This is a genomic window from Pseudomonas sp. NPDC089996, from assembly GCF_044748405.1.
In the GTDB taxonomy this organism is placed as follows: domain Bacteria; phylum Pseudomonadota; class Gammaproteobacteria; order Pseudomonadales; family Pseudomonadaceae; genus Aquipseudomonas.
This window is the reverse complement of the sequence record NZ_JBIVGA010000014.1, coordinates 1-22,028: the sequence shown is the minus strand read 5'-3', so window position 1 is coordinate 22,028 and position 22,028 is coordinate 1. Positions and strand designations below refer to the sequence as shown.

Sequence of the window (22,028 nt, the reverse complement as noted above, 5' to 3'; positions counted from 1 at the left end):
CCGGCCTCAGAAGCGCCAGATGACGTCGACGAAGGCGCGGTGCATGTACGAGTCCGCTTCCTTGCCGTAGGCGTCGCCCGGCTTGAACACACCGGCGCGCAGGCGCACCAGGGCGGAAGGTTCATCGATCGCCTGGCTCATCGACGCCGGCAGCAGGCCTTGCTTGAAGTACTTGGTGACGACCACGTCCATTTCCTGGCCAAGGTCTTTTTCGCCGTCGACCAGCTGGCGGTTCACGCCGTTGTCGTCGACCGCCGCGTTGATGCCGCTGGAGCCGATGTTCTGGTGGCCATCGACACGCCAGAACTTGTGGTAGATCAGGCTGGCGTCGTAGTCGTCGCGCAGCTGCCAGGAGGCGAACAGGGTGGCCGCCTGCAGGTTGCCCAGCTCGCCGCGGAAGGCTTCGCCGAAGCGATGCACGCGCGAGCGGGTGCCGGTGAAGTTGGAGCGGTTGCTCTCAAGGCCGGTCTGCTCGAAGTTGTTCGAGCCGTCGTCTCCACCGCCGCCGCTGCCGCGGGCGTAGGCCGCACCGACCTGCCACTGCGGGTCCAGGCGCAGGCGGATGCCGAGGTCGGTGGCCCAGGCGTTGACGTCGCCGCTCTGCTTGCCGGTGGCGACCTGGTCGTCGCCGACCAGCTCGGTGCTCAGCTTGTCGCGGTCACCGGTCAGCCAGGTGACGCTGCCCCAGTAGTTGACGGTGTGGTCGTTGCGCCAGTTGTAGGCGTCGCTGTTGGCTTCCAGGCCCAGCCAGGTGAGGTCGCCGGTGCGGGTCTTGTCCAGCGCGTCGACGGTCTCGCCGGGGTTCTTCAGGCTGCCGCTGTCATGGGTGTGGTGGGCGCGCACGCCGACCCAGTGGCCAGGGGTCCACTGCGTGGCGACGTTGCCGTAGAGGTGCGTGCGGTCCTTGTCTTCCGGCGCCAGTTCGGTGAGGTCGGTGCGGTACTCGCTGAAGCGCTGGGCCACGCCAAGGTCGGCCTTGAGCAGGGTGGTGTCGAAGGTCCAGTTCAGCGCTTCGATGTTGGTGTCGCGCCACATGCCGTCGTCGCTGCGCAGGCGCTGGCGGCCCAAGCGCAGTTGCTCGCCCGGGTAGGCGGTGAGGCCGCTGTAGCCGACCCAGAACTCGCGCATGGCCAGGTAGCTTTTGTCGGGCTTGCGGCTGTCGTCGCCCGTGTCGGTGGTGGTGCCATCGTCGTTCTGGCGCAGGGTGTCGGTTTCGATGGTGTCGGTGGCCGCGACCGCCTGGCCCATGGCGTAGGCGCTCCAGTTGCCGCGCTCGCCGTACACCCATGGGCGCAGGTCGAGGCCCAGGCCGTTGACGTCGCCGCCGGAGCGGGTGCCCAGGTCACGGTCGTCTTCCGACTGGCCGGTGATCTTCACATCCAGGCCGAAGTTCTTTTCAGCGGTCATTTCCGCCAGGGTCGGGCAAGACCACAGCAGGGCGAAGCTCAGGCCTATGCCGGCTTTCACGAATGGATTGAGCGTCATAGCGAGTCCTCACCTTCTACTTCTTTTTCATCGTCTTGCAGGGCCTCGAGGGCCAGGGTGCTGTTGGCGCCCTGGCTCATGCTGCCGCGGGCCTGCTTCTCCTGCGCCAGCAGGCTCTGCGCCTGGCTGCGCTGGTCAGGCGTGAGTTGCTGGTCGAGTTGTTGCAGCAGTTCGCTGGACTGCGGCGTCGGGTTGACCTGCGACAGCTGGGCGAACACCCAGGCGTTGCCCGGCTGCGGGCGGATGCCGTGGCCTTCGCTGAACAACTGGGCGAGGGCGTAGTCGGCGCTGTTCTGGCCGCCACGGGCGGCAGCGAGCAGGTGGTCGACGGCTTTCTGCGGCTCGACGTTGCCCAGGTAGCCACGGCGGTACAGCTGGCCGAGGTAGTAGTGGGCGCTGATTTCCCCAGCGTCGGCGGCGGCCTGCAGGTGCTGCTCGGCCTTCACGGCATCGGCGGGCAAGGTCTTGCCTTCGTAGTACAGGCGGCCCAGCAACAGCTCGGCGCGCGGCTGTTCGGCTTCGCGGCCCTTGTCGATGTAGGCCATCAGTTGGTCGGTATCACCCAGTTCAGGGAAGTCGTAAACCAACTGCGCCAGGCTGACCCAGGAGGCCGGGTTGGCCGGGGCGACCTGCTCGAGCAGGTCCTTGGCGGTTTTCTCGTCGGTCTGGCCGAGGCTGCGGTCAGCCAGCACCCGGGCGACGCTGTCGACCCGGGTAGCCGGCACCGCGCCACGGGCGTAGGCGGATTTCAGCTGGCCGAGCAGGGCGGCTTGCTGGTCGGCCTGGGCGCGCTTCTGGTACACGGTGGCCAGCTCGACGTAGCAGATGTCGGTGGTGTTCAACGCGGCCTTGCAGATCTTCTCGACCTCACCCAGGTGCTGGTCGTAGGTGCCTTGGGTGCGGTACAGCAGCACTTGGGCCAGGCCCGCTTCCGGATTGCCGGCAGCGCGCCACTGGTCGATCTGCTGCTGCGCGTTGACCTTGGGGAAGCTCTGCGGGTAGGTCAGGTAGAGCATCGCCAGGGGGATCAGGGTGTTGCTTTCACCTTGCTTGGCGGCGAGCTTGAGCAGGGTTTCGGCTTCCTCGCGCTCGGCCTGGGTGCTGTCGGGCTTGGCCACCAGCAGGCGGCCAAGGCGTGCCTGGGCCCGCGGCGAGGTGGCGGCTGCTGCGCGGTAGGTGGCTTCGGCTTCACGGATTTTCGCCGGGTCACGGGTAGCCACCTTGATGTCGGCCAGGCCCACTTGCGCGTCGCTGTAACCCAGGTCGGCCAAGGCCTTGTAGTTGCGCTCGGCCAGCGCGGTGTCGCCGCGCTTGAGGGCTTCGTTGGCCAGGCGCTGGTCGGGCAGGCCCGCACAGCCGGCCAGGGCGACCGCCGCAGCCAGGGCACAGAGGCCCAGGCTTGCGCTTTTCTTATGGGAAATCATCACCTGATCCTCTTACAGACCACGGGCCACGGCTTTGTCGATCAGCCAGTTCAGCGAAGGGCCGCGGTCGCTGTTGACCGAGGCAGGGCGCCCGGCCAGCTCAGCCGGCATGGCGCTGTCGGGCTTGATCTGCACGCGGATATCGGAGGCCAGGTCATCGCTGTTGAGGCTGGCGCTGCTGACGATCTGGCCAGTGCGCACGTCGTCTTCGCCGGCCACCTGGAAGTTGACCCGGGTGCCTGGCTTGACCTCGTCGAACTGGCGGTAGCTGAAGCGTGCCTCGACCATCGGCGTGGTGGTGCGCGGTACCAGCTGGAAGATCGGCTGGCCCTTGGCGGCATACTGGCCGTCGTCCACCAGCTGGCGGGCTACCACGCAATCGCAAGGGCTGGTGAGGGTGCCGGAGAGCTGCTTGCCGAACAGCTCCTCGATCTTTGCCGGCTCCAGTTGCGAGTCGTCCAGGTTGCCCTTGAGCATGTCCAGCATGCTGGTGGTGAAGCTTGCCAGCGGCGCGCCCTTGACGATCTGCCCACCGGTTTCTGCCAGGCTGTTGACGGTACCGTCGCGCGGCATGGTGACGGTGGTGGTCGGCACGGCGACCACGCCAGCTTCGGCATGGCTGACGAAGTACATGCCGTACAGCGACTTGGCGACGAAGCCGAAGGCGGCCACGCCGACCACGAACACGCCCAGGGTCACGGTCACTGCCTTCAGGCGGCCGAAGGCGGACAGGCCGGAACCGCCGTCCTTCTGCTTGCGCGCCTTGGTGAAGTTGTCGCGCTGCAGGGTGCTGAGCACGTCGCCCACGGTGATCAGCTCACCCGAAAGGTGGGTGGTGATGATGTGGCGCAGGGTGGCGATGTCGCGCGGTTCGAGGTTCTGGAACTGCGCGCCGGTGCGGCCGCTGCCGCTGTTGTAGCCGCGTACCTGGAACTCGATGTCCATCGACAGGCCGAGGTTGTCGACCGTGAACTGCAGGCGACCGCGCAGCACTTCACCGATCGACAGTGGCTGTTTGGTGTGGAAGCTCAGGCCACCGGCGGAGAGGTCGTCGACCTTCACATCGTGGGCCTGACGCTCTTTGTCGAGGAAACGCAGCTTGGCCGGGATGCGCACCCGGGCGTGTTGGCGCTGGGCTTCGGACTCATGCACGACGTTGACGTTCACGGCGGTATTCATCTTGGTTTGTTCCTGTTAGTTCCGATCCGGGTTGGGCTCACACGACCATGAACAGCACAGCGACGAAGATGCTGGCAGCCGAGAAGGTCATGGTCCGCGAGGACCAGGTGTTGAACCATTGTTGAAAACTGGCGAGGTCGCGCTTGAGGGCAGTCGGTTGGCGGGTCCAGGACTGCTTGTCGAGGCGGAAGAACACGTAGATCTTCATCAGCGCGCCGACGATCTGGTTGTAATAGAGAATCAGCGGGTAGGCGGGGCCCACGTTGTGGCCCGAGCACAGCAGCATGATGGTGAGGATCAGGCGGGTGATGCCGATCCACAGCAGGTACACCAGCAGGTAGGCCATGCCGAACTTGAGGCTGGCGATCACCGCCACGGTCAGGCCGAGCAGGCTGGTCCACATCGATACGCGCTGGTCGAACAGCACGATGCTGGTGAACAGGCCCAGGCGGCGCAGGCCAAGGCCCAGGGCGCGGGAATTCTGCCGCAGGTTGTTGCCGTACCAGCGGTACATCAGCTTGCGGCTGGCCTTTAGGAAGCTCTTCTCCGGCGGGTGTTCGACCGTGTTGATCGCGGCATCCGGCACGTAGAAGGTGTCGTAGCCCAGGCGCATCAGGCTGAACCAGCTGGACTTGTCGTCACCGGTGAGGAACTTGAAGCGGCCCAGGCGCCAGTGCATCAGCGAGTCGCTTTCGACGTCGGCGATGAACTCGGGGTTGGTCACCACGCTTGCGCGGAACATCGACATGCGCCCGGTCATGGTCAGCACGCGCTTGGACAGCGCCATCGAGCACATGTTGATGTGGCGCTGGGCGAAGCGCAGCTTGTGCCACTCGCTCATGATGTAGCCGCCGCGCACTTCGCAGAATTCGTTGGTGGTCAGGCCACCGACATTGGGGAACAGCTTGAACCATGGCACGGTCTTGCGCACTACGCCTTCGCCCAGCACGGTGTCACCGTCGATCACCGCGACCACGGCGTTCTCGTCCGGCAGCATCCGCGAGATGGCGCGGAAGCCGTAGGCAAGGCCGTCGCGCTTGCCGGTACCGGCGATGCGCACGATGTCCAGCTTGACGTGTGCGGGCGGGTTGTAGCGGGCCCACAGGCTCTTCACCAGCAGTTCATCGGACATCTCCACCAGCGAGCAGACCACGGTGGTGGGGTAGCCGCATTCGATCGCCTCGCGGATCACCGAGCTGTACACCTGAGCGGTGGTCAGCGCTTCGATACGGAAGCTGGTGACCATCAGGTAGACATGCGAGGGTGCGGCGGCATCGCCCATTTTCTGCACCTTGCGGCGCAGGTACGGGTAAACGCCGTAGAGGAAGATCATGCCGCGGATGAAATGGGTGGCGCCCATGGAATAGCGCCAGATGCCGACTGCGCCGACCAGGAAGATGAAGTGCTTCGACTGCGAGTCGAAGATATCGGCTGGCAGGGCCAGGGCGATCAGCATGAGCAGGCTCATGTAGAGCAGCCAACCGGCGCACTGCAACAGCACTGTCTGGAGCCTTTGCATGTTCAGCATCCGTCGAGAATTCGGGAAAGGGTGGGCAGCGGAGCTGGGGAACCTCCGCTGCCCGGCCGAGGGCTTACCAGCAGATGCCTTCGGTACGGCTGGTGGTGCAGGTCGGTTTGCCCATGAAGCCGACCAGGTCGATCACCTGCTTGCCGGCCGGCGCTTGCTCGGCGAGCGCGCGGAACTGCTCGTCACGGTTGCCCAGGACGATGATGTCGGCGTTGTCGATGACCTTCTGGAAGTCGGCATTGAGCAGCGAGGAGACGTGCGGGATCTTCGACTCGATGTACTCTTTGTTCGCCCCGTGGACGCGGGCGTACTCGACGTTCTCGTCGTAGATGTCCAGCTGGTAGCCCTTGCCGATCAAGCGCTCGGCCAGTTCCACCAGTGGGCTCTCACGCAGGTCGTCGGTGCCGGCCTTGAAGCTCAGGCCCAGCAGGGCGACCTTGCGCTTGTCGTGGGCTTCGATCAGTTCGAAGGCGTTCTGCACCTGCGACTCGTTGCTGCGCATCAGCGAGTCGAGCAGCGGTGCACGCACGTCGAGGGACGCGGCGCGGTAGGTGAGGGCGCGCACGTCCTTCGGCAGGCACGAACCGCCGAAGGCGAAGCCTGGGCGCATGTAGTATTGCGACAGGTTCAGCACCTTGTCCTGGCAGACCACGTCCATCACGTCACGGCCATCGACGCCGACCGCCTTGGCGATGTTGCCGATCTCGTTGGCGAAGGTCACCTTGGTGGCGTGCCACACGTTGCAGGTGTACTTGATCATCTCGGCCACTTCGATCGGCTTGCGGATGACCGGCGCGTCGAGTTCTTCGTACAGGGCTTGCAGCACGTCGCCGCTGGCCTTGTCCAGTTCACCGATGACGGTCATTGGCGGCTGGTCGTAGTCCTTGATCGCGGTGCTTTCACGCAGGAACTCGGGGTTCACGGCAACGCCGAAGTCGACACCGGCCTTTTTGCCCGAGCAGTCCTCGAGAATCGGGATCACCACGTTCTTCACGGTGCCTGGCAGCACGGTGCTGCGCACCACGATGGTGTGACGGCGCTCGCTGTCGCGCAGGACGTAGCCGATTTCGCGGCATACCGACTCGATGTACTCCAGGCCCAGGTCGCCGTTTTTCTTGCTCGGGGTGCCGACGCAGATCATCGACACGTCGCTGGCGCGGATGGCCTCGGCGAAGTCGGTGGTGCCACGCAGGCGGCCATTGGCGATGCCTTGTTGCAGCAGTGCTTCCAGGCCAGGTTCGACGATGGGCGACTTGCCCTGATTGATCAGGTCGATCTTGGTCTTGGACACGTCCACACCAATCACGTCATGGCCTCGCGCCGTCAGGCAGCCTGCACAGACCGCACCCACATAACCCAAACCAAAGATGCTGATACGCATCGCTATCACCTCATGTGTTTATCACGCCAGCTCCTCCGGGAAGAGCCGGACTGGGTTGATTAACAACAGTTTTAAGGCGCACGGATCCCATGGCGAATGCACACTTCACCGAGCGCAGGCATGAATAAATCGAGTGCGAAAAAGTTATGCACTCAAAGTTGGCATTTAAAGGCCATCTATTAAGAGGCGTGCCCTGAAATGCAGCCGTCTTTATTGCAGAGCGCTACTTGGCGCCTTGCTGTGCTTGTTCTTTCAAGTGGATAAATCCTTTGAAATCAACCACTAGGACGATTTTGAAGGGCGCGTCGCTCCTGCGTATACAGGGCGGTCGGGCTTACCCGTTGCACCTGTAGAAGTTGTTGAAGCCGGTATTCGTTAACGGCTGGTTGTCATCTGTAAGTCATCTCGTACGCCGCTGTGGCATGAAATTCGTTACGGCACTATGAGCGATAGGTCGTGGGTTAAGTTCCTGGGTGGCATCGGGGTGGATGAAAGATTTCTAAATAATTCTTCAGTGGCAAATAGTTTCAAATTGATAGCACACCGCGGTTTCACCCCTGTATATAAAGGGCGCGCCTGAGCGCAGATGTTTTTATGCCATCATGGAAAAATATTTTTCAAAATTCGTCAAAAAAGTACGAACGGTCTTATGGCGTTTGGCGATAAGTGGGTGAGTGATGGTTTTATGGCGCCAGAATAATGACTTGGTGGCTATTTGAAGCCTGCCCCGTTGCAGGGCGTGACAGGTTTGTTGCGGCTACTGGCCTCTTCGCGGGTAAACCCGCGAATGGCCGTGACAGGTTTACTCGGACGGGTGGTCGCGCAGGAACACCAAATGATCCGGCTTGGACTGCTCGGCACTGTAGTAGTAGCCCTGCACATCGAACTGCTTGAGCTGTTCCGGATCATTGACCCGCTCCTGGATCACGAACCGACTCATCATGCCGCGGGCCTTCTTGGCGTAGAAGCTGATGATCTTGTACTGGCCGTTTTTCAGGTCCTTGAAGTCGATATTGATCACCCGAGCCTTCAACGCGCTGCGTTTGACTGCGCTGAAGTACTCGTTGCTGGCAAGGTTCAGCAGCAGGTCATCGCCCTGGTCGGTCAGGTCCTGGTTCAGCCATTCGCTGATGCGGGTGCCCCAGAAGGCATACAGGTCCTTGCCGCGGCCGTTGGCCAGCTTGGTGCCCATCTCCAGGCGGTAGGGCTGCATCAGGTCCAGTGGGCGCAGCAGGCCGTACAGGCCGGAAAGCATGCGCAGGTGTTCCTGGGCGTAGCTGAAGTCGTCCTCACCGAGGGTTTCGGCATCCAGGCCGGTGTACACGTCACCTTTGAATGCCAGCAGCGCCTGCTTGGCGTTGGCCGGGGTGAAGTCCGGGGTCCAGCTGCCAAAGCGCGCAGCATTGAGGCCGGCGAGTTTGTCGGACAGGTGCATCAGCTCGCTGATCTGCGCCGGCGACAGCTCGCGCAGCTGCAGGATCAGTTCCTGGGAATCGTCCAGGTATTGCGGCAGGGTGAAACGCTCGGTCACCGGCGCGGTATCGTAATCGAGGGTCTTGGCGGGGGAAATCACCGTCAGCATCGGGTCGGCTCCTGGAATCGTTGCGGTGAATTCTACGGATCGGGGCCGGTAACGCCAAACTATGGCGACAATAGACACAGACCATCGCCGAAGCAGGCGCTATAGTGCCCGTTTTGGCTGTCACGGAGAGACCGATCGTGCGCATCGCCGGGGCCTTGCTGGCCACCTTGTTGAGCCTGGCCGCCCAGGCCGCCCCCCTGCCACCGGCCAGCCTGGACCGCAGCCAGTGGCCCGAGCAGCTGGACAGCCCGGTGCTGTTCGACGTCGCCTCGCGGGCCGAGATCCTGTCCTTTGCCCAAGTGCTGCATGAAAGCGAGCTGCTCGACGATGGCGCGTTGGCCGGGCGGTTGGGGTTGCGCCAGATCAACCTGCAGAAGGTTCGCGCTGTGCGCGCGCAGATGTGGCAGCGTTTGTGGCAGGCCTACCAGCAGGCCCAGCGCAGCTGCGAGCAGGATGCCTCGTTCTGCTACCTGCTTGAATCCATGGCCGACTTGCGTACCAGAGCGGCGACATTCGCTACCGATGTCGGCACGTTCTACACGGGTTGGATCGAGCCCAGCCATCAGTTCCATGTTCGGTATCTGGACGAGCAACTGCGCAAGGCAGCATTGCTGCCGCAGACCAGCAGCGAGGTCGAACGCCTGTCCAGCCGCGAACGCAATGGCGATGAACTGAACGACCGTATGTTCCTGCTGACCTTCGTCGGTGGCCCCGGGCCCGACGGCGGTAGCACCGACATGCTTGCCCAATACCTGCGCAAGCAGAAGCTGCAGGGCACCTTCTTCGTATTGGGCAATCGCCTGCAGCAACGGCGCGATACCGGCGCGGCCAATGCGCTGGGGCAGCTTTACGCCGGCCAATGCGTCGGTATCCAGGGTTGGGAGTATCGCTCTCATGCCCAGTGGCAGGGTTGGCAGGATTCCATCAAGCGCGCTCAAGCCCGGGTCCAGGCCGACCTGCCGGCGCAATACGTGCCGCTGTTCCGCCCGCCTTATGGCCAGCGGCGAGCCGACGGTGAAGCGTTCATGGCCAGCCAGCAGTTGCGGGTGTCGCTATGGGACATCGATGCTCAGGATGATGGCCCGCTGACTGCCGAAGCTTCGGCCCAACGTGTGATGACCTTGATGCTGCTATGGCGCAAAGGGGTGATCCAGTTCCATGACAGCCTTCCCAAGGCACAGGTGGCGGTCGAATGGCTGCTGCACAGCACGGTGCAAAGCGGGATCGGCTGGGAGGATTGCCGCGATTACGCATACCGTGAATAGAGGGTGTGACTTCTGAATGTAGCCCCGTCTGGCCTTGCCGCCAAGCGCTCATCGTCAATCGGAAAAATAAACTTCAAAAACACGTAAAAATGCTTTTTTCGGTCATCGTTTTTGCGGTATGAAGAAAGCAGACAGCCGATTCCTGCAGCACAGGTGGCGTCATCCAGCCCACCTTGCCAGGTACGCTTCCCGCCCGTAGCAACGCGGATACGGGAAGAACGGCAGTCACTCTGCGGCACCACAGAGCGTGCCGTGTGGCTTCGATATAAGGTGACCGAGTATGGATGACCAAGGACGCAACCCTTCCTCCAGCAAGCCAATCCTCTATGTGCTCGATACCAACGTCCTGATTCACGACCCCAACGCATTACTCAACTTCGAGGAGCACCACGTCGCCATTCCGATGACGGTGCTGGAGGAACTCGACAAGCTCAAGACCGGTAAACAGACCATCGCCGCCGAATGTCGCCAGGCCATCCGCCTGATCGACCAGACCCTCGGTGACGCTTCGCCCAGCGATGTCGAGCAGGGCGTGCCGATCCAGCGTGGCAAGAGCGGGCCCAAAGGTTACCTGTCGATCCTGATGAGCCCGCGCAACGAACCCAGCAAGCTGTTGCCGGAAAACCTCAACGACAACATCATCATCAACACCCTGCTCGAAGTACGTACCCGCCGCGCCGACCTGGACGTGGTACTGGTCACCAAAGACATCAACATGCGCCTGAAGGCGCGTGCCTGTGGCATCGCGGCAGAGGACTACAGCACCGACCAACTGGTCGATGACGTGTCTTTGCTGTCCAAAGGTTATCACTCGGTGACGGGGTCCTTCTGGGACCGCGTCAGCAAGGTCGACACCCGCCAGGAGCGTGGCCGTACCTGGCATCGGGTGCAGATGATCGACAATCTGCCAGCGGTGCACATCAACGAGTTCATCATTGACGAGCAGGGTTTTGTCGGCTGGGTAAAAGGCATCCGCAACGACGAACTGCTGCTGCTCGACCTGCATCAGGAGCCCTTGCTGCACCAGGAAGCCTGGGGCCTGAAGCCGCGGGACATTCACCAGAGCCTGGCGTTGTTCGCCTTGCTCGATCCGGATATCCACCTGGTCAACCTGACTGGTGCTGCCGGTTCCGGCAAGACCATCCTGGCCTTGGCAGCAGCCATTGAACAGACCATGGTCAGCAAGCGCTACCGGCGCATCATCGCCACCCGCAGCGTGCAGGGGCTGGACCAGGAGATCGGCTTCCTGCCGGGAACCGAGGCGGAGAAGATGGAGCCTTGGCTGGGTGCCATCACCGACAACCTCGAAGCCTTGCACATGGATGACGAAAGCACCCATGGCAGCGTCGAATACATCCTCGAGCGCGTACCGCTGCAGTTCAAGTCGCTGAACTACATCCGTGGGCGCAGCTTCCAGCAGAGCCTGATCCTGATCGATGAGTGTCAGAACCTCACGCCGCACCAGATGAAAACCATCATCACCCGGGCCGGCTCCGGCTCCAAAGTGGTGTGCCTGGGCAACCTGGCACAGATCGATACGCCCTACCTGTCCGCGACCAGCTCCGGTCTGACCTACCTGACCGAGCGCTTCAAGGACTTCCCCCATGGCGTGCACATCACCTTGCAGGGTGTGCCACGCTCGGTGCTGGCCGAGTACGCCGAGTCTCACCTGTAAACATCAACGGCGGGCCGTGTGGGAGCGGCCTTGCGTCGCGAAAGGGCTGCGCAGCAGCCCCAGCAAACTGAGCATCACTGCTGAAAACCTGGGGCCGCTTCGCGGCCCTTTCGCGACACAAGGCCGCTCCCACAAATGGGTCGCGTATTACTGTCAGATACATTCCACTGCGCAAACCTGACCCACGGGTTTACACTCTCTGTTCCCTTCACAGGAGCAGAGCAGTGCTGACACATCTTGATTCCCAGGGGCGCGCCAACATGGTCGACGTCACTGAAAAGGCCGTGACCGAGCGCGAGGCCGTGGCCGAGGCGCGGGTGCGCATGTTGCCGCAGACCTTGCAGATGATCGTCGACGGCGAGCATCCCAAGGGCGATGTGTTCGCCGTGGCGCGGATTGCCGGGATTCAGGCGGCGAAGAAGACCAGCGACCTGATCCCGCTGTGCCACCCGCTGATGCTGACCAGCGTCAAGGTCGAGCTGAGCGCCGAAGGCCAGGATGCGGTGCGCATCGTCGCCCGCTGCAAGCTGGCCGGGCAGACCGGCGTCGAGATGGAAGCACTGACCGCCGCCAGCGTCGCTGCGCTGACGATCTACGACATGTGCAAGGCCGTGGACAAGGGCATGGTCATCGAGCAGGTGCGGCTGCTGGAAAAGGTCGGTGGCAAGAGCGGGCACTACAAGGTGGAGGCATGATGAAGGTCAAGGTGATGTACTTCGCCCGTTACCGCGAGCTGCTGGGCGTCGATGCCGAGCGCCTGGAAGGCGAGTTCAAGGTTGTCGAAGATGTGCGCCAGGCCCTGGTGGCCAAGGGCGGGCAGTACGCGGTGCTGGCCGAGCAGAACCTGATGTGTGCGCGCAACGAAGAGCTGTGCAAGCTCGACGAGCCGCTGGAAGAGGGCGATGAAGTGGCGTTCTTCCCGCCGGTGACCGGAGGCTGAACATGACAGTGCGAGTGCAACATGGGGCGTTCGACCCTGGGGCCGAGCTGAATGCCATGCATGCCGCCAATGTCGGCGTCGGCGCCGTGGTCGGCTTCGTCGGCTATGTACGCGATTTCAATGAGGGTCGGGAAGTGGCGGGGATGTTCCTCGAGCATTACCCGGGCATGACCGAAAAGGCCCTGGCCAAGATCGTGGTCGAGGCCGAGCAGCGCTGGCCGTTGCTCAAGGTCGAGGTGCTGCACCGCATCGGTGCGCTGGAGCCGGGCGAGCCGATCGTGTTCGTCGGTGTGGCCAGTGCCCATCGACAGGCATCGTTCGATGCCTGCAACTTCATCATGGATTACCTGAAGACCCGGGCGCCGTTCTGGAAGAAGGAAAATACCCAGGAAGGGCCTAGATGGGTGGAAGGCAGGCAGAGTGACCAGGATGCTGCCGAACGCTGGTAGCCAAGGCTGGACTGGCCACTATTGTAGGAGCGGCCTTGTGTCGCGAAAGGGCCGCAAAGCGGCCCCTGCAATCTGTGCATTAATGCTGAAGTCCTGGGGCCGCTTCGCGGCCCTTTCGCGACACAAGGCCGCTCCTACAGGGGGGGCAGTGACACACTCAAAGATCAGTGATGCTTGCGCGGTACCGGCTTGAGCAATTCATCCGGCGGCATCTCGCACTTGATCTTGCGCCCCAGCAGCTCTTCGATCGCCGGTAGCTGGTAGGAGTCATCCTCACCGGCAAAGCTGATCGATACACCTTCAGCGCCCGCACGCCCGGTGCGACCGATGCGGTGCACGTAATCGTCCGGGTCTTCCGGCAGGGTGAAGTTGATCACATGGCTGATGCCATCGATGTGAATCCCGCGCCCGGCCACATCGGTTGCCACCAGCACGGTGATGCGCCCTTCACGGAAGTTCTCAAGGGTACGAATACGCTTGTGCTGCGGCACGTCACCCGACAACTGCGCGGCATTGATACCGTCGCGCACGAGTTTTTCCTCGATGCGCCGCACCTCGTCCTTGCGGTTGGCGAACACCATCACCCGTTCCCACTTGTTCTGGGTCACCAGGTTGTACAGCAGCTTGTACTTGTCGCTGCCGGCCACCGCGTAGACGTGTTGCTCGACCGTTTCGCTGGCGACGTTCTCCGGTTCGATCTCGACGATCGCCGGGTTGGTGGTCCACTGCTTGGCCAGGTTCATCACGTCTTCGGTGAAGGTGGCGGAGAACAGCAGGGTCTGACGCTCGCTCTTCGGCGGGGTCTGGCGGATGATCTGCCGCACCTGGGGGATAAAGCCCATGTCGAGCATGCGGTCGGCTTCGTCCAGCACCATCACCTCGACCATGTCCAGGTGCACTTCGCCGCGCTGGTTGAAGTCCAGCAGGCGGCCCGGGGTGGCAACCAGGATGTCGCAGTGGCGCGCTTCCAGGGCTTTGAGCTGCTTGTCGAAGTCCATGCCGCCGACGAAGCTCATCACGTTCAGGCCGGTGTACTTGGTCAGGGCAACGGCGTCCTTGGCGATCTGCACCACCAGTTCGCGGGTCGGCGCGATGATCAGCGCGCGCGGCTCGCCCATGTAGCGCTCTTTCGGCGGCGGCGTCTGCTGCAGCTGGGAAATGATCGAAATCAGGAACGCCGCGGTCTTGCCGGTACCGGTCTGGGCGCGACCGATGGCGTCCTGGCCTGCCAGGGTGTAACCCAGTACCTGCGCCTGGATCGGCGTGCAGTAAGGGAACCCGAGGTCATGGATGGCGTGCATCAGCTCGTTGGAAAGCTTGAAGTCGTGGAAACGGGTCTTGCCTTCCTGCGGCTCGACCACGAAGTCTTCCGGCTTCCACAGGCTCGCCTGGGGCTTGGGCTTGCGTTCGCGACGTGGTTTGTCCCTGGCCGGCTTGTCGGCAGGCGAGGGTGTATCGGCGGCGGCTTCGGCCTGGGTGGCTGGCTTGGCGGCGGGCTTGGCGCGCGGCGCGGCGGGTTTGGGCTCGGGCCTGGCCTCTGCGGTGGGCGCGGGCGCCGCTGGCGTCACGCTGGCAGCGGGAGCGACGGCCTGCGGCGCGGCGTCTCCTTTGCCGAATATTTTCTTGAGTGCCTTGAGCACGATCGTCTCATCAACTGGTTAAGGAATGTACGCCGGGCAGTGTAATGCAAGATTTGGGCGCGGCGTAGCGGAAAACTCCCACAACTACAAATGGGGTTGGCTTATTGCAATTGCTTGCTCAGCCAGTCGTGGATATCGCTCAGTTCCTCGACCACCACTTCGTGCTCCATCGGGTATTCGTGCCAGCGGGCGGCAATGCCCCAGGTATCGAGGTACTCGAACGCTGTCCGGCCCATGGACGGGATCACCACCGGGTCGTGCACGCCGTGCAGGCACAGGGCCGGGGTGCGTTGCTGGCAGGCGCTCAGCTGGTGGCTGTCGGTGAAGGTCGGGGCATAGGTGGACAGGGCGATCACGCCGCCCAGCGCCTCCTGCCACTTTATATAAGCCGTGTGCAGCACCACCGCGCCGCCTTGGGAGAAACCGGCGAGGAAGATGCGCGACAGGTTGATGCCCTTGGCCTGCTCGGCCTTGATCAGGGCGATGATCTGCTCGGCCGATTCTTCCAGTTGCGCTTCGTCGATGGCGCGAGCCGGGGTCATGGCCTTTATGTCGTACCAGCTGGGCATGGCGTAGCCACCATTGATGGTCACCGGGCGGGTCGGCGCCTGGGGCATGACAAAGCGGGTACTGAGCAGGCGCTCCTGCATGAATTCGGCCACAGGTAGGAAGTCGTAACGGTCGGCACCCAGACCGTGCAACCAGATCACACAGGCGTCGGCGGTTTTCTGGGGTTCGAGAATCAGCGGGTGGGTCATGACTGCTCCGAAAGAGTGCGGGACTTGTTATGGCGTGCGTGAAAAGAAGGCGCTGGAAATGATTGTCAGTAAAAGAATGTCGCAACGATACAACTTTCACTACTTGACGAGCGCTTAAACGCTACAGCCGGAAAATCTGGTACGCGCTTTGCACTTGCTCAATTGATGCAAAGGGCAGGCCGTGACGGTAACACCCTTTGTAAGCGAAGGCTGTCATAGAACAGCCCATTGCGCCAATTGACCCAATAACAAGCCAACAAGGGTCGGATGCGCCTCAAAAGGGTGCGGTGCAATTCCGGCTCGTACAACAAGAGCGATTTGGAGGTTGTGAATGAAGATGTTGAAAACCACCCTGGCAGTCCTGACCGCTGCCGCCGCACTGGGCGCCGTGAGTACCGCCCAGGCCGGCGCCACACTCGACGCGGTAAAGAAGAAGGGCTTCGTCCAGTGTGGCGTCAGCGACGGTCTTCCAGGGTTCTCGGTACCTGATGCGCAAGGCAAGATCGTCGGTATCGACGCCGATGTGTGCCGCGCGGTGGCCGCCGCCGTGTTCGGTGACGCGACCAAGGTCAAGTTCAGCCAGCTCAACGCCAAGGAACGCTTCACCGCGCTGCAGTCGGGCGAAGTCGACGTGCTGTCGCGCAACACCACCTGGACCAGCTCGCGCGATGCCGGCATGGGCCTGGTGTTTGCCGGTGTCACCTACTATGACGGCGTGGGCTTCCTGGTCAACAAGAAGCTCGGTGTTTCCAGCGCCAAGGAACTCGACGGCGCGACCATCTGCATTCAGGCCGGTACCACCACCGAACTGAACGTATCGGACTTCTTCCGTGCCAACGGCCTGAAGTACACCCCGATCACCTTCGACACCTCTGACGAAAGCGCCAAGTCGCTGGAATCCGGCCGTTGCGACGTGCTGACGTCGGACAAGTCGCAGCTGTTCGCCCAGCGCTCCAAGCTGGCGGCGCCGACCGAATACATGGTGCTGCCTGAAACCATTTCCAAGGAGCCGCTGGGCCCGGTGGTGCGTAAAGGCGATGAAGAGTGGTTCAGCATCGTCAAGTGGACCCTGTTCGCCATGCTCAACGCCGAAGAGGCCGGCATCACCTCGAAGAACGTCGAGGCCGAGGCCAAGGCCACCAAGAACCCGGACGTCGCTCGCCTGCTGGGCGCGGATGGCGAATATGGCAAGGACCTCAAGCTGCCCAAGGACTGGGTAGTGCAGATCGTCAAGCAGGTCGGCAACTATGGTGAAGTGTTCGAGAAGAACCTGGGCCAGAGCACCGACCTGAAGATCGACCGTGGCATGAACGCCCTGTGGAACAACGGCGGCATCCAGTACGCGCCACCTGTGCGCTGATGGCTGCACCCTGCGGCGGCATCCCGCCGCCGCAGGTTGTTCGAATCCCTATTTTTCGGGGCACTTCATGCAAAATCAAATTGGCGCACCCAAGGGGCTGTCCCTGAACGACCCGCGTGTGCGCGCCTGGCTGTTCCAGATTCTGACCATCGTCTTCGTGGTGGGCCTGGGCTGGTACCTGTTCCACAACACCCAGACCAACCTGCAACACCGGGGCATCACCTCGGGTTTCGACTTCCTCGAGCGCAGCGCCGGCTTCGGCATCGCCCAGCATCTGATTCCCTATGTGGAGTCCGACAGCTATGCGCGGGTGTTCGTCATCGGCCTGCTCAATACCCTGCTGGTGACCTTCATCGGCGTGATCCTCGCGACCATCCTCGGCTTCATCATCGGCGTGGCGCGGCTGTCGCCGAACTGGATGATCAGCAAGCTGGCGACCGTGTATGTGGAGACTTTCCGCAACATCCCACCACTGCTGCAGATCCTGTTCTGGTATTTCGCGGTGTTCCTGACTCTGCCGGGGCCAAGGGGCAGCATCAACCTCGACGACACCTTCTTCATCAGCAACCGTGGCCTGAACATGCCCGGCGCCTCGATGGCGGAGGGCTTCTGGCCGTTCGTCGTTGCCCTGGTGCTGGCGCTGGTGGCGATCGTGGCGATGGTGCGTTACGCCAACAAGCGTTTCGACGAAACCGGCGAGCCGTTCCACAAGTTCTGGGTGGGGCTGGCGCTGCTCATTGCCATTCCCGGCGCCTGCGCGCTGCTGTTCGGCAGCCCGGTGCACTGGGAAGTGCCGCAGCTCAAGGGCTTCAACTTCGTCGGTGGCTGGGTGCTGATCCCCGAACTGCTGGCGCTGACCCTGGCGTTGACCATCTACACGGCAGCGTTCATCGCCGAAATCGTGCGCTCCGGTATCCGTTCGGTCAGCCATGGCCAGACCGAAGCGGCCCGTTCGCTTGGCCTGCGCGAAGGCCCGACCCTGCGCAAGGTGATCATCCCCCAGGCACTGCGGGTGATCATTCCGCCGCTGACCAGCCAGTACCTGAACCTGGCGAAGAACTCGTCGCTGGCGGCCGGTATCGGCTACCCGGAGATGGTCTCGCTGTTCGCCGGTACGGTGCTCAACCAGACCGGCCAGGCCATCGAGGTGATCGCTATCACCATGAGTGTCTATCTCGCCATCAGCATCAGCATTTCGCTGCTGATGAACTGGTACAACAAGCGCATTGCGCTGATCGAGCGGTGAGGATACGCCCGTGAATGCCCATGTTTTCAAACCTGACATGCCGCCACCGGTAAAAACCGTCGGCGTGCTCGCATGGATGCGTGCAAATCTGTTCTCCAGCTGGCTCAACACCCTGCTGACCCTGTTCGCCGTGTACCTGATGTGGCTGATCGTGCCGCCGCTGGTGCAATGGGCGTTGATCGATGCCAACTGGGTCGGCACCACCCGCGCCGATTGCACCAAGGAGGGCGCCTGCTGGGTGTTCGTGCAGCAGCGCTTCGGCCAGTTCATGTACGGCTACTACCCGGTCGAGCTGCGCTGGCGCGTCGACCTGACCGTATGGCTGGCCGTGCTCGGTGCCGCACCGTTGTTCATCAAACGCTTCCCGCGCAAGGCCATCTATGGCCTGGGCTTCCTGGTGGTCTACCCATTCCTTGCCTATACGCTGCTGCATGGCGGCTGGCTGGGGCTGGAAAATGTGCCGACCAGCCAGTGGGGCGGCCTGATGCTGACCCTGGTGATCGCCACCGTGGGCATCGTCGGCGCCTTGCCGCTGGGCATCTTGCTGGCCCTGGGGCGGCGTTCGAGGATGCCGGCGGTGAAGGTGGTCTGCGTTACCTTCATCGAGTTCTGGCGTGGCGTGCCACTGATCACCGTGCTGTTCATGTCGTCGGTGATGCTGCCGCTGTTCCTGCCCGAAGGCATGAGCTTCGACAAGCTGCTACGGGCGATGATCGGGGTGATCCTGTTCCAGTCGGCGTACGTCGCCGAGGTGGTGCGCGGTGGTCTGCAGGCCATCCCCAAGGGCCAGTACGAAGCTGCTGCGGCCATGGGCCTGGGCTACTGGCGCTCGATGGGCCTGGTGATTCTGCCGCAGGCGCTCAAGCTGGTGATCCCTGGCATCGTCAACACCTTCATCGCCCTGTTCAAGGACACCAGCCTGGTGATCATCATCGGCCTGTTCGACCTGCTCAACAGCGTCAAGCAAGCCGCCGCCGACCCGGCCTGGCTGGGCATGGCCACCGAGGGCTATGTGTTCGCCGCCCTGGTGTTCTGGATTTTCTGTTTCGGTATGTCCCGCTACTCCATGCACCTGGAGCGCAAGCTGGACACTGGCCACAAGCGTTAGGAGTTTCGAAATGAGTGAAGCGATCAAGCAGCCTGCCGGCCCCGAAGGCATCATCCAGATGCAGGGCGTGAACAAGTGGTATGGCCAGTTCCATGTGCTCAAGGACATCAACCTGAACGTGCGCCAGGGCGAGCGCATCGTCCTGTGCGGCCCGTCCGGCTCGGGCAAATCGACCACCATCCGCTGCCTCAACCGCCTGGAAGAGCACCAGCAGGGCCGCATCGTGGTCGATGGCGTGGAGCTGACCAACGACCTCAAGCAGATCGAGGCGATCCGCCGCGAGGTAGGCATGGTGTTCCAGCACTTCAACCTGTTCCCGCACCTGACCATTCTGGAGAACTGCACCCTGGCACCGATGTGGGTGCGCAAGATGCCGCGGCGCAAGGCCGAGGAAATCGCCATGCATTATCTGGAGCGGGTGCGTATTCCGGAGCAGGCGCACAAGTTCCCGGGGCAGTTGTCGGGCGGCCAGCAGCAGCGTGTGGCGATTGCCCGGGCGCTGTGCATGAAGCCGAAGATCATGCTGTTCGACGAGCCGACCTCGGCGCTGGACCCGGAAATGGTCAAGGAAGTGCTCGACACCATGGTCGGCCTGGCCGAAGACGGCATGACCATGCTCTGCGTGACCCACGAGATGGGCTTTGCCCGCACCGTGGCGAACCGGGTGATCTTCATGGACAAGGGGGAGATCGTCGAGCAGGCGGCGCCGGATGACTTCTTCGACCGGCCGCGCAGCGACCGGACCAAACTGTTCCTCAGCCAGATCCTGCACTGATGCAGAAAGGGGCCGCTAATGCGGCCCCTTTTCATTATTTCTCATCTTTCGCCGGAGCAGGCGCGGGCGGTGGGCGCAGCCCCACCTCGGCAATCAGCTTGAGCTGCTGACCATTGCGCATCACCTCGATGGTGATTTTCTCGTTCGGCTTGATCCGCGCCACCTGGTTCATCGACTTGCGCCCGTCACCGGCTGGCTCGCCATTGATGCTCAGGATCACATCACCGAGCTGCAACCCGGCCTTTTGCGCCGGGCCATCGCGGAAGATGCCGGCCACCACGATGCCTGGGCGACCTTGCATGCCGAACGATTCAGCCAGTTCCTGGCTCAGCGGCTGCACTTCGATGCCCAGCCAGCCACGGATCACCTGGCCGTGTTCGACGATCGACTTCATCACCTCCAGCGCCAGCTTGACCGGGATGGCGAAGCCAATGCCCTGGGAGCCACCGGACTTGGAGAAGATGGCCGTGTTGATACCGACCAGGTTGCCATTGGCATCCACCAGCGCACCGCCGGAGTTGCCCGGGTTGATCGCCGCGTCGGTCTGGATGAAATCTTCGTAGTTGTTCAGGCCCAGCTGGTTGCGGCCAGTGGCGCTGATGATGCCCATGGTCACGGTCTGGCCGACACCGAACGGGTTGCCGATGGCCAGGGTCACGTCGCCGATGTGAATGGTGTCGGAGCGGCCGATGGTGATCGCCGGCAGGCTTTTCAGGTCGATCTTCAGTACCGCCAGGTCGGTTTCCGGATCGCTGCCGATCACCCGCGCCAGGGTCTCGCGGCCGTCTTTCAGGGCCACGACGATCTGGTCGGCGCCGCTGGTGACGTGGTTGTTGGTGAGCAGGTAGCCTTCCGGGCTCATGATCACCGCCGACCCCAGGCTGGACTCCCAGCGGCGCTGCTTGGGCAGGTTGTCACCGAAGAAGCGGCGGAACTGCGGGTCTTCGAACAGTGGGTGGGCGCTCTTGTTCACCACCTTGGTGGTGTACAGGTTGACCACTGCGGGGGCGGCGAGGCTCACGGCATCGGCGTAGGAAACCGGGCCCTGCATGATTCGCGAGGTTTGCGGAGCCTGCTGCAGGTTGACGTCCTGGCTGGGCAGGCCGACCCATTCCGGGTAGCGCTGGATGATCAGTACGGCGATCAGAATACCGGTGAGCAGGGGCCAGCCAAAGTAACGCAAAGCCTTGAACATGAACGAGTCCTGAAAAGAGCGGGGGCCAGTGGCCGCGCAGTGGGGCATGAGCGCGCGCGATCATGCACCGGTTCCCCCGATGCCGGCGACGGCCCATAATGGCCGGCATTATACGGGCGTTCTTCAGGCGTTGCGCCCGAGAAAAGCGCAGATTTCGAGGAGATTTTCATGGCCGTCGCTCTCAACACACTGGTCGAGGAAGCCGAACGCTACCTGGGCAGCGCGAAGATCCAGGATTATTGCCCCAATGGCCTGCAGGTCGAGGGCCGGCCGCAGGTCAGTCGTATCGTCAGCGGCGTCACCGCCAGCCAGGCGCTGCTGGATGCCGCGGTCGAAGCCGAGGCCGACCTGATCCTGGTGCACCATGGTTACTTCTGGAAGGGCGAGAACCCGTGCGTCACCGGCATTCGTCAGCGCCGCCTGAAAACACTGCTCAAGCACGACATCAGCCTGCTGGCGTTTCATCTGCCGCTGGATGTACACCCTGAGGTCGGCAACAACGTGCAGCTGGCGCGGCAGCTGGATATCACCGTCGAAGGGCCACTGGACCCGGAAAACCCCAAGGTGGTCGGGCTGGTGGGTTCATTGGCGGAGCCTGTGACCGCACGCGATTTCGCCCGCCGGGTGCAGGAGGTGCTGGGCCGCGAGCCGTTGCTGGTCGAAGGGAGCGAGATGATTCGCCGGGTTGGATGGTGCACCGGAGGCGGGCAGGGCTACATCGACACGGCGATTGCGGCGGGGGTGGACCTGTACCTTACTGGCGAGGCGTCAGAGCAGACCTATCACAGCGCCCGGGAGAACGGGGTCAGCTTCATGGCCGCTGGGCACCATGCCACCGAGCGCTATGGCGTGCAGGCTTTGGGTGATTACCTGGCGCGGCGCTTTGCCCTGGAGCACCTGTTCATCGATTGCCCGAATCCGATCTGAGACCGACACGGAACCTTGTGGGAGCAACTGTCTTGCTCGAAATTTGAAAAGCTTGCGCGGCCCCTGTGGGAGCGGGCTTGCCCGCGAACACGGGCGAAGCCCGTGCCAACT

General features: G+C 62.7%; 19 protein-coding genes. 10 read left to right on the top strand and 9 right to left on the bottom strand.

Features of this window, described 5'->3' with window-relative positions:
* Nucleotides 1-6 precede the first annotated feature (6 nt).
* The 6 genes from ACIPW4_RS21805 to yaaA form a co-directional block, all read right to left on the bottom strand.
* Nucleotides 7-1,485 (bottom strand): alginate export family protein, encoded by a 1,479-nt coding sequence (locus tag ACIPW4_RS21805; protein WP_400661391.1) that lies wholly within the window; start codon nucleotides 1,483-1,485, stop codon nucleotides 7-9.
* Nucleotides 1,482-2,909: an alginate biosynthesis TPR repeat lipoprotein AlgK gene (algK, locus tag ACIPW4_RS21800; RefSeq protein WP_400661390.1), complete on the bottom strand. Its 1,428-nt coding sequence runs from the start codon at nucleotides 2,907-2,909 to the stop codon at nucleotides 1,482-1,484. Before algK ends, ACIPW4_RS21805 begins: the two co-directional genes overlap by 4 nt.
* Nucleotides 2,910-2,921: 12 nt before the next feature.
* Nucleotides 2,922-4,088 carry a PilZ domain-containing protein gene (locus tag ACIPW4_RS21795; RefSeq protein WP_400661389.1) on the bottom strand — a complete coding sequence of 389 codons (1,167 nt, stop codon included), beginning with the start codon at nucleotides 4,086-4,088 and terminating at the stop codon, nucleotides 2,922-2,924.
* A 37-nt stretch (nucleotides 4,089-4,125) separates the two neighbouring features.
* Nucleotides 4,126-5,607: a glycosyltransferase family 2 protein gene (locus ACIPW4_RS21790; RefSeq protein ID WP_400661387.1), complete on the bottom strand. Its 1,482-nt coding sequence runs from the start codon at nucleotides 5,605-5,607 to the stop codon at nucleotides 4,126-4,128.
* A gap of 73 nt (nucleotides 5,608-5,680) precedes the next feature.
* Complete coding sequence (locus tag ACIPW4_RS21785) at nucleotides 5,681-6,997, bottom strand: nucleotide sugar dehydrogenase (protein WP_400661386.1); 1,317 nt, start codon at nucleotides 6,995-6,997, stop codon at nucleotides 5,681-5,683.
* Between the two features lie 802 nt (nucleotides 6,998-7,799).
* The gene (gene yaaA, locus ACIPW4_RS21780) at nucleotides 7,800-8,579 is read right to left on the bottom strand and encodes a peroxide stress protein YaaA (protein WP_400661384.1); all 780 of its coding nucleotides are present in this window, start codon (nucleotides 8,577-8,579) and stop codon (nucleotides 7,800-7,802) included.
* A gap of 137 nt (nucleotides 8,580-8,716) precedes the next feature.
* On the opposite strand from yaaA, the gene ACIPW4_RS21775 reads away from it, so the two are divergent.
* The 5 genes from ACIPW4_RS21775 (at nucleotide 8,717) to moaE (ending at nucleotide 12,908) form a co-directional block, all read left to right on the top strand.
* Nucleotides 8,717-9,844, top strand: a complete 1,128-nt coding sequence (locus tag ACIPW4_RS21775; protein WP_400661383.1) for a polysaccharide deacetylase family protein — start codon at nucleotides 8,717-8,719, stop codon at nucleotides 9,842-9,844.
* Nucleotides 9,845-10,124: 280 nt separating this feature from the next.
* The gene (locus ACIPW4_RS21770) at nucleotides 10,125-11,519 is read left to right on the top strand and encodes a PhoH family protein (RefSeq protein ID WP_400661381.1); all 1,395 of its coding nucleotides are present in this window, start codon (nucleotides 10,125-10,127) and stop codon (nucleotides 11,517-11,519) included.
* A gap of 224 nt (nucleotides 11,520-11,743) precedes the next feature.
* Nucleotides 11,744-12,214 (top strand): cyclic pyranopterin monophosphate synthase MoaC, encoded by a 471-nt coding sequence (gene moaC / locus ACIPW4_RS21765; RefSeq protein WP_085675049.1) that lies wholly within the window; start codon nucleotides 11,744-11,746, stop codon nucleotides 12,212-12,214.
* The gene (gene moaD / locus ACIPW4_RS21760; RefSeq protein ID WP_400661546.1) at nucleotides 12,214-12,459 is read left to right on the top strand and encodes a molybdopterin converting factor subunit 1; all 246 of its coding nucleotides are present in this window, start codon (nucleotides 12,214-12,216) and stop codon (nucleotides 12,457-12,459) included. The genes moaC and moaD overlap by 1 nt, the downstream gene beginning before the upstream one ends.
* A gap of 2 nt (nucleotides 12,460-12,461) precedes the next feature.
* Complete coding sequence (gene moaE, locus ACIPW4_RS21755; RefSeq protein WP_400661380.1) at nucleotides 12,462-12,908, top strand: molybdopterin synthase catalytic subunit MoaE; 447 nt, start codon at nucleotides 12,462-12,464, stop codon at nucleotides 12,906-12,908.
* Nucleotides 12,909-13,072: 164 nt separating this feature from the next.
* On the opposite strand, the gene rhlB is transcribed toward moaE, so the two are convergent.
* The gene (gene rhlB, locus ACIPW4_RS21750; RefSeq protein ID WP_400661379.1) at nucleotides 13,073-14,548 is read right to left on the bottom strand and encodes an ATP-dependent RNA helicase RhlB; all 1,476 of its coding nucleotides are present in this window, start codon (nucleotides 14,546-14,548) and stop codon (nucleotides 13,073-13,075) included.
* 101 nt (nucleotides 14,549-14,649) lie between these two features.
* Nucleotides 14,650-15,306: an alpha/beta hydrolase gene (locus tag ACIPW4_RS21745; protein WP_400661377.1), complete on the bottom strand. Its 657-nt coding sequence runs from the start codon at nucleotides 15,304-15,306 to the stop codon at nucleotides 14,650-14,652.
* A gap of 331 nt (nucleotides 15,307-15,637) precedes the next feature.
* On the opposite strand from ACIPW4_RS21745, the gene ACIPW4_RS21740 reads away from it, so the two are divergent.
* From ACIPW4_RS21740 to ACIPW4_RS21725, 4 genes are all read left to right on the top strand, one after another.
* Nucleotides 15,638-16,666 (top strand): amino acid ABC transporter substrate-binding protein, encoded by a 1,029-nt coding sequence (locus ACIPW4_RS21740; RefSeq protein WP_400661375.1) that lies wholly within the window; start codon nucleotides 15,638-15,640, stop codon nucleotides 16,664-16,666.
* Between the two features lie 67 nt (nucleotides 16,667-16,733).
* Complete coding sequence (locus ACIPW4_RS21735) at nucleotides 16,734-17,912, top strand: amino acid ABC transporter permease (protein ID WP_400661374.1); 1,179 nt, start codon at nucleotides 16,734-16,736, stop codon at nucleotides 17,910-17,912.
* A gap of 10 nt (nucleotides 17,913-17,922) precedes the next feature.
* Nucleotides 17,923-19,020, top strand: coding sequence for an amino acid ABC transporter permease (locus ACIPW4_RS21730; RefSeq protein WP_400661373.1), 1,098 nt, complete (start codon nucleotides 17,923-17,925; stop codon nucleotides 19,018-19,020).
* Between the two features lie 10 nt (nucleotides 19,021-19,030).
* A complete protein-coding gene (locus ACIPW4_RS21725) occupies nucleotides 19,031-19,795 on the top strand; it encodes an amino acid ABC transporter ATP-binding protein (protein WP_054899237.1) in 765 nt (254 codons plus the stop codon).
* 34 nt (nucleotides 19,796-19,829) lie between these two features.
* On the opposite strand, the gene algW is transcribed toward ACIPW4_RS21725, so the two are convergent.
* Nucleotides 19,830-20,990: a Do family serine endopeptidase AlgW gene (gene algW / locus ACIPW4_RS21720; RefSeq protein ID WP_400661371.1), complete on the bottom strand. Its 1,161-nt coding sequence runs from the start codon at nucleotides 20,988-20,990 to the stop codon at nucleotides 19,830-19,832.
* A 168-nt stretch (nucleotides 20,991-21,158) separates the two neighbouring features.
* On the opposite strand from algW, the gene ACIPW4_RS21715 reads away from it, so the two are divergent.
* The gene (locus ACIPW4_RS21715; RefSeq protein ID WP_400661369.1) at nucleotides 21,159-21,917 is read left to right on the top strand and encodes a Nif3-like dinuclear metal center hexameric protein; all 759 of its coding nucleotides are present in this window, start codon (nucleotides 21,159-21,161) and stop codon (nucleotides 21,915-21,917) included.
* The last annotated feature ends 111 nt before the right edge of the window (nucleotides 21,918-22,028 follow it).